The sequence below is a fragment of the Bdellovibrionales bacterium genome, assembly GCA_016716765.1.
Classification (GTDB): Bacteria; Bdellovibrionota; Bdellovibrionia; order Bdellovibrionales; family UBA1609; genus JADJVA01.
The window spans coordinates 111,233-125,190 of record JADJVA010000020.1 but is presented as its reverse complement, the minus strand read 5'-3'; the positions used below and the strand labels follow the sequence as shown (position 1 = coordinate 125,190).

Genomic DNA, 13,958 nt, shown 5'->3' with positions numbered 1-13,958 from the left:
GTGTTTAGGCAAGGTGATGATAGGAAGTTCGAGGAGCAATAGGGATACATACCAAGGAGAGGGATGTGAAAAAGTCTGATATCGAAAAGTTAATCAAGGAAGGTCATTTTAAGATTTTAGAAGGTCATGGAATTCCTACAACTCGTCGTGAGTTTCTATCGGCAGGATTGCTCAAATTTTCGGGTCTTTTGATACTCCCATCGATTGCCAATGTTTTAGCAAGGAGTGAATTGGCTTACGCAGCAACATGCGAAACTGATCCAGCTCTTGCAGCTGGAGGTCTGGCTCCGTTTATTACCATCAATTTATCGGGCGGCGCCTCTCTTGGATCTAATTTTGTCCCAATGGATGCGGGAGGACAGTTGTTGCCTTCCTACGATAAAATGGGTTTGGGAGCCGGAGGCAGTTTACCAATTGAGCGGGCTTTTGGGAATGTGCCTTTTGCGGGAAATGGAATTTCCAAGTTACTTGCTGGAATCAAGGAGACGGCAGTCGCGACCACATTGGATAGGACAGCATTTGTTGGAGTGAATGTTGTTCTACGTGATAACACGGACTCAAACAAAATCGATGCATCTGGAATGGTGGCAGCGGCTGGGCGGGTTGGCGCTAAATTGCCTAAACTGGGTCGCAAGGGATCCGCAACTGGAATCAATCAGTCAGAGGCCTTTGTCAAACCGCCTGTACCACTTGTCGTCAGCCGGTATCAAGACCTGGTTGGCGCGGCAGGAGGATTCACAAACGCACTTGGCAGATTGAATCGCAATCAACAAATTTCGCTTTTTAAATCCATCGATAAGCTCAGTATGGAGCAGGCCCGTAACCTTTCTAGTTTAAGTGGAGGCGAGAACCTTCAAAATTTAATTGAATGTGCAGGCCAAAAGAACAATGATGTTATTGGTTCGACCAATGATTCGTTGGATCTCCGACAGGACAATCGGGGAATTGCTGCGGTCTGGAACGCGGCCGCAGCTGCTGACAATAGTCAGGCCCTTGTTTTTGGGTCCATGGTTTATAATACGATCAATGGAAATGCGAGTGCCGCCAGCTTAGAATTGGGCGGCTTCGATTATCATAACAACACTCGCACAGGCGGGGATGGCCGAGATAGAGAGGCTGGCCAACTCATCGGTCGCGTCCTTCAGACAGCGGCTCTCATGCAGCAAAAGGTATTTATTTACGTGACGACGGACGGGTCCTGTTCATCGACAGTGTCCAATTCGACGACGGCCCCTTGGAATAGCGACAGAGGCAGTGCAGGAGTGGTCTATATGGTGGCATATGATCCCGCCGGGAGGCCTCCAACAAAGAATTTTCAGCTTGGAAATTTCACCTCCGGTCAATCTGCAAACGATAAATTTACAACTGGAGGAACGGCGGAGAGAGCTGCCGCTGGTGTATTTGTTAATTATCTCAAATTTTCAGGACAATTAAATTTGGTAAGTAAGGTCATACCAAACGCTTTTAGTGCAGCAGATTTGGCAAATATCACCTTATTTTGATTTTAGGATTCAGTTGTTTTGAGGAAGCCAACCGGAGAGTGAGGATTTAAAAAATGCCAATGAGGTCAAAGGGAGTGAGAGCATCTGATGTGTTTGTCACTTATTGTTTGAGGATGGCAGGTCCCTTGGGTATTTCTTTTCTTATGGCTGGGTGTGCACCCACTCACAGTGACGGTTCGCTTGATAGCAGTGGAGAACAATTGGGTTATGGAAGAGGCGTTTGTGGAGCTTTGCTCCGCGCTGAATTTGAAAGTGGCTACCGACCATTCTTGCAAGCCAACTGCATCAATTGTCATGTGAGCGGTGGCGAGGGAAAAGGCGCTTTCGCCGACAGCAACATAGAGCTGTCCTATGACGCTTTTTCTGGCGCCGGCTTTCAAAAAGTGTCGGATTTTGCAGTCAATCCTTCACATAAGGCTCCCTACACAGGTTCACAACATTCAGGAGTAATTGATAGCACGAGGGCCTCCTGGCTTGAGGTGGAGATTCAATACAATGAATGCTTGACCAATAATCAGAGAAACGATGATGATCCGCCTCTTGGAGATTTGCCACCCAATACCCCGCGCTTGGCAACTGTAGAGAAAGTAATCTCTGCGACGAGTAGCTATGTGTTACAAGTATTTGATTTGGAGACGGAGATGGCTCCGGGAAACTCGATGTTTGCTGGGGCGAAACTTCAGCTTGAGGTTCGATCTTTTACTACACCCACCGGCGAAATGAACTATAATTTTCGAAATCCAAAATTATCTGCTGGGGGGATTGCTCTGCAGATCACAGATTTGCGGATCGTTATCAATGGGATAATATATGAGGAAGGAACGACCTGGAAATCGGTCAATCGGAAGATTCCAGCGAATCAGAGTCGTGATTTATCCACTGGAGTTTTGATTCGTGAGGGATTGATCAAGGACTCAGATACAATGGGATTGAGTTTTGGTGCTTTGGTGACGACCACTTTTAATCCAACACGTTTTAGTCAGCTGATCGCTTCTGGTGGAACCTTTTCTCGCGCCTGTGTGGGATGCCATGGAGCAAGCAATCCCAGGGCGGGTTTGAATATTCTAAATTATCAAGATATGTTGAATCATTTTGTGTTTGTTCCGTTTGATCCAACTTCAGGCAGTCTTCTCAGTCGAATGAACAATGCCACAAATCCGATGCCTCCTTCGGATTTAGTCCCAGTGGCAGAGCGGCAAGCCATAGAAGATTGGATATTGGACGGAGCCCCAAATAATTGAGAACGTCTTGGGAACCCCAAAAGAGAAAAGTCACGGACTACTCTGGGACGAGGGAATGCTCAAGGCCAATGTCCATTCGGGGAATGGCATCGCCTTTCCTCCTGAATTGATGAGACTGTAGAAAACGAGATTGCGCATGACAAGGCGAACATAGGAGCGGGTCTCTTCATAAGGGATATCTTCAATAAACTCCAGAGTGTCGCCACGAAAGCGCGTGCGCAGCCAGCCATAGATGGCCTCCTCGCTGGCGTTGTAGCTGGCCACAGTCAGAATAAACTGGCCATTGAACTTGTCCCAAAGCTCACGCAGGTAAGCCGAGCCCAAAGGAATATTGATGTGAGGTTCATACAATTCCTCTGCATTTTCAAACTCAAATTGAACCTGTCTGGCAGTATTTCTAGCAACCTCAGGGAGTAGCTGCATCAGTCCAAAGGCATCAGCATGACTGCGCGCAGAGGGATCAAAAGCAGATTCTTGGCGCATGATTGAGTAGATCAGATCAGAACTGACACCATATCGATTGGAAGCATTTGCCACATATTCTTTGTAGGGAGTCGGAAAAATGAGATGGGGAAAATGATTAAGAATAGAGTTTCTTTGCGCCGGTTCGAGAAGTCCCAGTTGATTGTAGAGGCCCAAATAAACTCCAGAGCTCGCATAATAGCGGAAGAGTCGAACCCATCCGCCTTCATCTTGGTTTGGTCTCTTTCGATAATTGGCGGAGACGTGATCCAAGTAGAGATTGGCCACATCCTTTTCTCCGACAGAAATAAGCCATTCGACAAAGGGACCTTCTACGAGATCGTACGATTGGGACTGGGAAAATGAATTTTCCAATGATTTGGCTTCAGAGGGGTTCAGGCCAGGTATAGAAACGGGCGTTTGGAGTTCTCTGTGAGCCATAAGGCCATAATACCCTATGGGATCATCTTTGATGAGGCTGGCCAACAGAATCTTTGCTTCCTCAAATTTCTCGAGATTCTTTTTTGTGATGGCCAACCAATAGGTATAGCGACTGCGCGAGAATTCACTTCCGGCCTTAGTAATGAGGACTTCAAGTGCAGAATGGGCTTCTAAATATTTTCGGAGCTTACGTAGGTTCCAGGCCTGATACCAAAGAATACGCTCAAGAGAATCTGGCTGCTTTTTTTCGTTAATTTCTCCGATTCCCTTTTCAAACCAGTCGGAGGCCTCTTGGTAATGTCCACGCTCTTCTGCCATTCTTCCCTGAAGCCAAAAGATTTCATCAAGAGGGTACTTCCCCTTGAGTTTCTTAGCCAACGAGACAAGAATTTTTTGGGCAGAACTTGCTTGCCCAAGTGTCCAATAGGTTCTTGCCAATGTGATTTGAGCGTCGTGATATTGCTGAGTGACTAATTTAGAAGGTCGTTTTTGTGACCGCCAAGATTTTTCTATGTAAGAAGACAAAGCCAGGGTTTTTTGCAAATATTCTGGTTTTTTCTGTTCAACTTTATATGCCGATCGGATTCCCTTAATGGCTTTGACTTTGTTGTCAAACGAGGAATTTTCGCTATCATAGACCTTCTGATAAAAGAATCTCGCTTTGTCGAACTCTCTCGCTCTGCGATAATCGTAGGCAACGTCGAGATACTCGCTAAATCGGGGATCAGGTTTAAATCGTGGTGCGATCCGATAGAGCCTCGTTTGAGCGATCTTCAACTTTCCTGGGTCTGCAAGAGCTGGTGCAATATTGACTGCTTCTTGAATGAGCTTTACCTTTTCTTCGTAGCCGACTGCCAACTTTGATTTTTGAAGAGCCAAATCATAGTTGGCTTCGATGTCTTTGTCCCGACGTGAATTTCGGAGTGCAATATCCAGAGACAATGGCTTAATCCAATCGGGGAACTGACTTTGATCTAGTTGCTCAACGCGGACCTTTGCCAAATCATCACGATCACAGGTGGAAAATGCCCTTAAAAGGGCTATTTGGCTGATCGGGAATTGTGGATTTTGAGAAAGATCAAGGTAGAGAAGACAGGAGGTGCCCGGTTTATCCTTTTCCCAGAGGCGGGCGCGTCGATAAACAGCCCACCACTGGACATTTTTTCCTGGATATTTGGCCGCAACCCCAAGCAGTTGAAGATCTAAACTTTGTCGGTCTTTGTCTCCGATAAAATCAAGATTTGGGGGCAAATATTCAAATTCAGAAGGCGGCAGGATGCTCACAGGGTGAGTCGAACAGCTCAAAACATTGAATACAATAAGGCAGAAAGGCAAAAAACCACGCATGACTTTGATGATATTCCCTTATCAGTGGACTCACAAGAATTGAAATCGCCCAATCCAGCATTCAAGAGCTGGTGATTGCTGTTTCGAGCTTGAGCAGGCGTTCGTCCATGGGCGGATGGGTCGAAAGTAACTTCAAATATTTTTTTGTTTCGCTTGAGATCTTAAGTGATGCCAATGAAGTATGGTTGGGGTCGATAAGTTCTCTTGACTTAGATAGGGCAACAAGGGCTGAGAGCATTTTTTCGCGACCAACAAGTTTTGCTCCACCAGCATCAGCATGAAATTCGCGAACTCTAGAAAAGTAGTTTACTACGAGGATTCCAAGAAGGCCAAGTACGATCTGAAGGGTCATCAACAATGAATAGTTAATGATATTGCGAGTGGAATCCTTTTTAATGGGAGCGCTAAAGGCCCTCGCGATTGATTTTGAGGGAATTATCACCAGGACATTCACGACTCCCTGGATTAAAGTCAAGCTGACCATGTCTCCGTTGGCAACATGAGTAATTTCGTGAGCAAGAACGCCTTCGACTTGATCTTTACTCATTCTTCGCACAAGACCCGTAGAGAGAGCCACCAGGCTATTGTCTTTTGATGGGCCAGTCGAAAAAGAATTCACTTCCTCCGATTCATAGACACCAACTTCGGGCATTTTTGAAAGCCCCAACTTGTTCGACATGTCGAGAACCATTTCAATGAGCTGCTTGCCTACGGGATCTGTCGTTTCGGGATCAATGATTTTGACCCCAAACATCCATTTGGATAGAATTTTTGAAAGAGCGAGAGAAACAAAGGCGCAGCCCATTCCAAAAAACAAAAAAAACAAGAGGATTCCTGAGTAACGACTCAGATCAAAGCTGAAGAGCGCCGCAAAAATGGATGTGATGATCGAAATAGTAGCGGCGACGAAGACATTAACTAAGGTGAATAAAACAATTCGTCTGACTATTATTAACAAGAATAAAACCCTCCCAAACCTGGAGATTAGCGCAAAGCCCAAAGTATGGCAATAGTTGTGGGTGCTCAGGCACAGCAGAGAAACATGATTTTAGAGAAATTTTTTTAATGCCTGGAGTTCGCCATCTTGATTACTAAGGGAAGTTTTTACGAGAACAGTGCCATTGTTGATTAACTCATCTTGTTTTGAGAAGCAGGATAAAGGAGGTCTTAAGAAAGAAGTAAAAAAGGGGGAAACTGATTTTTTAAAAATGGGGGGGGTATGGGGTTTTGGAGTCTTGGCAAGGCATTTCTGTTTGTTGCAATTTGTGGTCTATTTCAATCGGCTTTATCCAGAGGGCAGGATCCTTCTCTTGGGGAGGATCTGTTAAACAAGAGTATTAGCTTGGAGGCTCTTAACAATCGCATGCAGAATGGTTTGAGATCCGAGGGAAGGAGCCTTCAGTGTTTTGAGAAATATCAAGAGGCGATATACCGCGGTGTTTTGAATATAATGGTGGTGTTTGGCTACAATGACAATGAGGATGGTCTCACATCAGATGAATTCGAGAGGGCGGCCCTGATAGCGGAAATCACAAAACCCTGTCGCTCCAATCAGCTTTTTGCCTGCGGTTTTCAGAGCGCAAGGGGCGGAGGTTTAGAAAAAGTCATTGATGAGGTGGGGAGAAAAATTCTTGTTCATCTGGAATTGGAGAATAGTTCATTTAGTATTGTGGATCGAGATAACAAGAACGAATTTGCAGAGCCACAAAGGGAGAAGAGTTTAAATGCAGAAACTGCATTTATCCGCGGACTCCTTTCTTTTGACGCGGCTTTCTACGTTGGTCACTCACGAGCTGGTGGAGGACCTGATTTTAGACCCCCTCGCTACATTGGAAAAGGAAAAACCGATTACAACTGGTATCGGGCTCGTGAGGCAGGCTTAAAGTTGATGGTACAGGCGATAAAGAAATCCCAAATCAAGTCTCAGTTTATCGGCCTCTTCTCCTGCGATTCCAACCGCCTTTTTGGGTCAAAACTTCACATCGCAAATCCTCAGGCAAGGCTCCTCCTTTCAAATAATCTCTCTCATTTTGGCTATTTCAATCAAGCTCTTTTAGGGGCATTGGATGCCGTCATCGGTTTCAAATGTGAGGAGGCATTTCAGGATTCATTGCTGATACCTGGCGTATCAAGAGGATTGGTTCGACTTCACCACTTTTGATCAAGTCATATTGGGATTTTAAATATGATCCCTAAACCTCTTGGGGTCCTGGTTTGTACACCAGCTTTTGCGAATGAGGCGATTGATTTTGGTTCTGATTCGATTAATTCTGATTGTGAAATCGAAGGGCGCTGTTCAGCAGAAAAGGTTTGCGCTGGCCGTGACTGTCACACTGTAAATTTCTGTAAATACGACTAGCCATTCGGCCGCCATATCGATTTGATAGTGGCTGAGAGAATTTTAATAGATTCAAAGGCCATTTTCATGAATCGATTCTCCAGGTGGGATTTACAGGTTTATTGAAAAAATACCTGATTGCTTAAAAGTTGTCCGCTGCTTCCGGGGTATTTCGTTTACCGCTTTCCGCATTTTTGATACTTCAACCTCCTATTTCCCAATTTCATGATCTTATAGTCTTCAGGTATATCCTTTGCATTTGGGAGGGCCATACGAGGAGGGTTCAACTAATGCTTGTTGTTCGTACACTGATTCTATTTTTCAATATTTTATCGTTTCAGGCACTGGCTGCTGAGACTGGGTTTGTGCTTGGAGTTTCCAAAATTGGCGATAAATTGGGTCCTGACAGCGTTGTGAGCAAGAAGGATTGCAGAGGCGTCCTAGCCCAGAAAAACCTGCTCCTCGCAACCCCCTCAAATAGTCCAGCACCCATAAGTCAGCTTGCATCCCCACTTCAAGAGTTCCTGACTCGCGAGGCGGTGATAGATGCTCCAAAAGAAGCCTTCGATCCAAAGGTATCAAAGCTGCCTGCGACGATCGCCACGGTCATCAACTTAGCACTAAAGGACCCGGCGTTTTCAACACGGATAAAGGCGAACCTTCCAGACAATCCTACAAATAGAGACTACCTTGTAGGTGCGATCCAGGACGCCGATCTCAGAAGAGTTATTTACGATGCGGCGTCTTTGGATATCATTCTTAATGCAGAAAAAGTCGGTAAACAAGAGAGAGTTGAGGATATCGGTATTCTAGGGGCTGGGATCCATGAGACCAACATGCAAAACGTTTGGCGCGATTTCTCAGGTATCCGCACTCGAACGTTTGAGCAAAGCCAAGTTGTCGCTTCCACATTCGCGCGCGGGGGGACCGCATTTAATATTAACTCTTCAAGCAAAAGGGAAAATGTTGATCACCTTCGACAGGCGCTCGGAGATGGCGATCTTAACTTCATGCCGGGCGGCGCTATTCAGCTGAGTTTTTTTGATAACGAAAGAAATCCCGTTGCACTCTCGCTCGCGCAAGCCGCAACGATAAACCGTTCGTTTTCGAAAAATCCTATTGAGTTTGGAGCTCAGATTGAGTCCGTTCAGATAGACGGAGAATTGGTCAAAAAAGTCACATTGGTGGACGGCTCGACTCGTTCGTTCACCGAACTAGTTCTGACGGGCTTAGGCGATTCCAATCGTCCGAGTTTGCCAGGGGTTAAAGAGATTGTTGCGCAAGATAAGCAAAGCGGAGTACCGCGTACTTTTACATTTTTTGAATTCAAAGATTTTATCAATGGGCTCGATTCGCCTTTTGAGTACTTCGAAGACAAACGCATCGCAGTCATTGGAGCAGGTGACTCGGGAAAGGCGGACGTCCGCTGGCTATTGCAGAAGGCAAACCCAGCATCTTACGGTCGAAACGGTCGAAGATTCCGTGGTCCCAAATCGGTCGAGTGGTACGGACAAGAATGTACTGATTGTGCAAGCTTTGTGGATAGAAACCGAAGTTTTTATTTTGATATTGCGGGAGGCTTTAGAGCCGGGAATTTAATTGCTAAACCTAAACTGGATTCGATTGTCTCAAAGAGTCCAACCTCGGAACTGGAACTAACCGATGCTCAAGGTCAGCAGACAACAGCGGATATCGTGATCTATACAACCGGTATTCAAAACGATATTGCCAAAATATTGGCACCAGTATTCGGTTACGATGCGAATTCGGCGGATCCTGATATCGTTAACGACCCCACCTACTTTCGGACAATCGAAGGCTTCGAGCCCACGCTTGGAGTTGTGTCGTACGCAAAGGAAGCCATCGACCAGTCTGGCCGTGGTCTCGGTATTTATTTGGTGGGACCCGCTAGCGGCAGAGGCGTCGTCAGTCAAGCAGAATTACGAGCTATCGAGGAAAATTCAGTAGCAATGGCCAACCATAGTTGGCGTGCGTACCGAATGGCTGGATCGCTTGCGAGAGTGATTTTATCACGTAGAAAGCAGAGTGCGTATAACCAATCAGAAGAACCCTCGACAAAACTAGAGATTGATCAGCCGGGAACAGCTTCTCCGGTTTTTCAGATGGAGTTGGACCTGGGTAGGCGAATCGCTCTTCGAACCGGAGATGATATTTCACTCATCGCGACTCTGACGAGATTGATTGGGAGTCAATTTGGCACACCTGCACTGAAGTTTAAGATCGTTATTGCTCAACGAAATGACAGTACAGTCGATGTCCAAATGCAGCCTGCTGCCAATCCTTCTCAAGTGCAGCGCCTTGCTGAAGAGTTCAAAAGATCTCGTATTCTGAAAAGTATTCTTTCCCGGTGGATGAACGGAAACAGTGTTATATCAGTTGATTTTGAATTTGATGCGCATTCACGAATCGCGAGTTCGGGCGTAGAAGCTTCGGTCGGGGAAATTCAAAGACCATCGCAACCGTCCATATCCAAATTGAAAGCCGATCAGGTTGGTCAATTGCGGAATTTGGTTGCCAGCAATAAAGGTAGGTATGGAGGTATTTCCGATGAGATCATCGGTTTTGAGGGCCAGCAAGAAGCCGCCAAATTTTTTAACGGAGAGATGACTGCTGTTTATGATGCAGCAGTTGTTATCTTCGGAAAGAAATATGCCGATGAAACTTTAAAGTGGCGGAGAGTGAATTTAACCTCGGAACAATCAGAGAACCTTCGAACTTTTATAGCCAGAAATAAAAGTAGGTATGGAGGTATTTCCGATGAGATCGTCGGTTTTGAAGGCCAGCAAGAAGCCGCCAAATTTTTTAACGGAGAGATGACTGCTGTTTATGATGCAGCGGTGGATATCTTCGGAAAGAAATATGCCGATGAAACTTTAAAGTGGCGGAGAGTGAATTTAACCTCGGAACAATCAGAGAACCTTCGAACTTTTATAGCCAGAAATAAAAGTAGGTATGGAGGTATTTCCGATGAGATCGTCGGTTTTGAAGGCCAGCAAGAAGCCGCCAAATCTTTTAACGGAGAGATGACTGCTGTTTATGATGCAGCGGTGGATATCTTCGGAAAGAAATATGCCGATGAAACTTTAAAGTGGCGGAGAGTGAATTTAACCTCGGAACAATCAGAGAACCTTCGAACTTTTATAGCCAGAAATAAAAGTAGGTATGGAGGTATTTCCGATGAGATCGTCGGTTTTGAAGGCCAGCAAGAAGCCGCCAAATTTTTTAACGGAGAGATGACTGCTGTTTATGATGCAGCGGTGGATATCTTCGGAAAGAAATATGCCGATGAAACTTTAAAGTGGCGGAGAGTGAATTTAACCTCGAAACAATCAGAGAACCTTCGAACTTTTATAGCCAGAAATAAAAGTAGGTATGGAGGTATTTCCGATGAGATCGTCGGTTTTGAAGGCCAGCAAGAAGCCGCCAAATTTTTTAACGGAGAGATGACTGCTGTTTATGATGCAGCGGTGGATATCTTCGGAAAGAAATATGCCGATGAAACTTTAAAGTGGCGGAGAGTGAATTTAACCTCGAAACAATCAGAGAACCTTCGAACTTTTATTGCCAGAAATAATGGTAGATATGGAGGTATTTCCGATGAGATCGTCGGTTTTGATGGCCAGCAAATGGCCGCAGGATTTTTCAGTGGAGATATGGCAGCAGCCTACAATGCCGCAAAGGCAATTTACGGTACTAAATTCGTAGACGATGTCTTGCGATGGAAAAATTTTGAACCCTAACTCTCAAACTCCCACTTTCCATGTGTCAGAATTCCGGTATTCATTCACATTCAGTGAACGGATACTCTTTTCTCACCGTTGTGGTGGGTTGGTTTTCTTACTAACGAGGTTATGCCGCTATGCTTCTCTTTTCAGCCATCCACTACTTTCCAAAGTTTCTCAGTCAGTGAACGGATACAACTATTTGTTTGTGTTTCTTTAGGCAAAGGATCATACACTTTCTTAATTCTAGATTTTGCAATAAAATCTTGGGGCGACATTTGGCCGCTAGCCACTGTTTGATCCCAAAGTTTGAAAAGATCTAAAAGCTTTGTCGGCAAAGAGTTAGCATTTCGTATTTTTTCTAGAGCCATCTCCATCTGAGACTTTCTATCTACAAATAAATTGTACATAGCCTTTGCTCGTGTTTCTGAATCTGTTTCATTTTGTTTTGAATACCTTTTATAGTTAGATAACAAGGAACCAAAGTATTCTCTATTTGTGGATTCTTTACTCAAATCATCAAGATATTTTGTTAAAACGCTGTTTGGTGCATAGACGACTTCTTTTTCAATATTTGTGTTTAAATGTTTATTGAGCTCGGCAACCAAATGGTCAGCAAAGTTCCACTTCCACCTTAAAGCTTCATATAAAAATATTTTCTTGTGTTGGATTGCAAATGTTAGTGAATTGTCTCCCGTAACTGCAACAGGTAGGTCTGAATACCTTATCAAAGATTCACTTAACTCAAGACTAATCCTTTCATAGGAATGAACAAAAATCTGAGGGAGTTCCTTTAACCGATTTGATGTTGCATCATCCAATTTATGATTGATAAAAATATGATAATCTTCCAATGGTTTTCTGCGAGCGTATTTTTCAATTAATCTAATATATTGTTCAGCACTTTCTTCTGTATTTATATAAGCGTATCCAATAAGAGAGTTTGCTTTTGGGACAAACGGCAATCCTAATTTACGACTAACTAGCTTAATGGTTTTATTCCTGTTTGGTAGATGCTTATAAAAATCAAAGGGTAAAGTATAAATACCTAAATTACTTTCCAATCCAGCGCTCACGTGAAATAAATTTTTATTATCGATGTATTCATTTCCGGTAAGTTGCTTTAACGGAGTGGCTTCTTTTCCATGGAATTCATTTATTGTAAATAACGGAATGTTTTTTAGGTTATCTATGTGAAGATCTGGGTTATGAGGCAACTGACCAGCAAAGTAAGAAAAGTTTAGGGATACGGTTTTTTTGGGATCAAGACTCTTAATCCATTCTTCAGTTGCCTGGCATTCGTATGACCGTTCGCTCGAAAATGGCTTAGAAATCTCCCTAAACTCAACTCCTCTCACAATTGGCTCCCATTCAGATCGAAAATTAAGGTCAAAGGCTTTGTGAGAGTTGTCTGTATAAATGTATACAACGCGGTCTTTTGGCGAAGCAGCCTTAAGCATGAATGCCATATTTAAATTAGCTACAATATCTCCAGATCCGCCCCTCGTATATCCTTCGAATACCAATATAGTCCTGGCATGTAGATCTGGTACAAACAAAAATAACGTTGCTATTCCGGCAACTAAATAATAACTAAATGATTCAAAAATATTCAAACGACTTCGAGCGATGCAGATATTAGCTATTATTTTTGAAAGGCAACATTTCATTTTTAGATCCATCTTAATCAAATTATAAAAAATTCAGTCAAGAAAGAAGAAGGCAATCAATAGGCCACAATCATTGCGCCCAAATACGTCCAGATATGAAATAATAACAAAATCTTGCCAATTTTCGGCGCGAGTAACGAAAATTGGCAAAAATTAGATCTGCTGGATCCCATTTCCTCAAATTAAATGTAACCGAAGGCATGGCCAAATTTGTGCGTAGGGGGCATTTTTAGTGCGATAAATGTGAGTCATCCAGGACGATGGTTTGGGAGCACCCAAAAAGGAAAAGCTCGCTGAATCACAACTGTGGAATTCCCCAGAAAAACTGGATAGTTTCTCAGGCGGCATTTAGTGTTGATTCATACTCCAAAGGACTTTGATAGCCAAGCGATGAATGCAATCTTTTTTTATTGTACCAGGTTTCAATATACTCAAAAACTAAGATTCTCAACTCTGCTTCGGTTTTGTAGTCATGACGGTAAAGACACTCAGACTTGAATGACTTGAACCAACTCTCAACAATCGAATTGTCGTAGCAGTTTCCCTTGCGACTCATGCTCGGAATCACATCCTTCTTCTTTAGCAAAGCCAAAAATAATTTGCTCGCGTACTGAATCCCGCGGTCCGAGTGAAAGACGATCTTCGCTCTATTTCCGCAATTAGCCAATGCCATCTGCAGAGCATTCAAGACCCCGGTGGTTTCTAAACTGTCAGTGACCGACCAGCCCACAACTTTTCGGGTACAAACATCGAGAACTATGGCCAGATAGAAAAGCCAGATCCAAATCTCAGATAAGTGATATCTCCGGCAAAGACCTGATTAGAGTCTTTGGGCAGATCATCCTCGATCCTGAAAACTCGTGGAGCAATTGGGCCCTCGTGGTTCGAATTAGTCGTTCTCACTCGATATTTTTTCTTTAATCGGGCATCCAATCCCATCTCCCTCATATACTTCGCAACAGTATTTTCACTTACAGAAAATCCCTTGCTCCTCAGCTCATGAAAGATCCTTGGTGAGCCATAGGTACTTTTGCTAGCTTTGAAAATCTCCTCAATTTCCTTGCAGATTTCCCTTTTTTTCGTCAAGAATTTGAACTGACTATTCGCTTTCCATTGGTAATACCCACTGGTACTCACCCCAAAATGTCTGCACAGGCGGTTGATAGGAACTTCATTTGAAAGGTCCAAAATCATTTGGAATTTCTCATTTGATC

At 44.0% G+C, this 13,958-nt stretch carries 9 protein-coding genes; 4 read left to right on the top strand and 5 right to left on the bottom strand.

The genetic code is table 11. The features are described from left to right. Nucleotides 1-65: 65 nt before the first annotated feature. Nucleotides 66-1,502, top strand: a complete 1,437-nt coding sequence (locus IPL83_09370) for a hypothetical protein (GenBank protein MBK9039354.1) — start codon at nucleotides 66-68, stop codon at nucleotides 1,500-1,502. Nucleotides 1,503-1,555: 53 nt separating this feature from the next. Beyond that, nucleotides 1,556-2,743: a hypothetical protein gene (locus IPL83_09365; protein MBK9039353.1), complete on the top strand. Its 1,188-nt coding sequence runs from the start codon at nucleotides 1,556-1,558 to the stop codon at nucleotides 2,741-2,743. Between the two features lie 30 nt (nucleotides 2,744-2,773). On the opposite strand, the gene IPL83_09360 is transcribed toward IPL83_09365, so the two are convergent. Further along, a complete protein-coding gene (locus IPL83_09360) occupies nucleotides 2,774-4,993 on the bottom strand; it encodes a transglycosylase SLT domain-containing protein (protein ID MBK9039352.1) in 2,220 nt (739 codons plus the stop codon). A 61-nt stretch (nucleotides 4,994-5,054) separates the two neighbouring features. Then, nucleotides 5,055-5,951, bottom strand: a complete 897-nt coding sequence (gene htpX, locus IPL83_09355) for a protease HtpX (GenBank protein MBK9039351.1) — start codon at nucleotides 5,949-5,951, stop codon at nucleotides 5,055-5,057. 261 nt (nucleotides 5,952-6,212) lie between these two features. Here htpX and IPL83_09350 point away from each other — a divergent pair, with 261 nt between their 5' ends. Both IPL83_09350 and IPL83_09345 read left to right on the top strand, forming a co-directional pair. Then, a complete protein-coding gene (locus IPL83_09350) occupies nucleotides 6,213-7,154 on the top strand; it encodes a hypothetical protein (GenBank protein MBK9039350.1) in 942 nt (313 codons plus the stop codon). Nucleotides 7,155-7,621: 467 nt separating this feature from the next. After that, nucleotides 7,622-11,092, top strand: a complete 3,471-nt coding sequence (locus IPL83_09345; GenBank protein ID MBK9039349.1) for a hypothetical protein — start codon at nucleotides 7,622-7,624, stop codon at nucleotides 11,090-11,092. Nucleotides 11,093-11,223: 131 nt separating this feature from the next. Here the strand turns inward: IPL83_09345 and IPL83_09340 are convergent, their stop codons facing one another. From IPL83_09340 to IPL83_09330, 3 genes are all read right to left on the bottom strand, one after another. Beyond that, a complete protein-coding gene (locus IPL83_09340) occupies nucleotides 11,224-12,690 on the bottom strand; it encodes a hypothetical protein (GenBank protein MBK9039348.1) in 1,467 nt (488 codons plus the stop codon). 391 nt (nucleotides 12,691-13,081) lie between these two features. Next, complete coding sequence (locus IPL83_09335; protein MBK9039347.1) at nucleotides 13,082-13,531, bottom strand: IS3 family transposase; 450 nt, start codon at nucleotides 13,529-13,531, stop codon at nucleotides 13,082-13,084. Further along, nucleotides 13,501-13,938 carry a transposase gene (locus tag IPL83_09330; GenBank protein MBK9039346.1) on the bottom strand — a complete coding sequence of 146 codons (438 nt, stop codon included), beginning with the start codon at nucleotides 13,936-13,938 and terminating at the stop codon, nucleotides 13,501-13,503. The genes IPL83_09335 and IPL83_09330 overlap by 31 nt, the downstream gene beginning before the upstream one ends. Nucleotides 13,939-13,958: the final 20 nt, after the last annotated feature.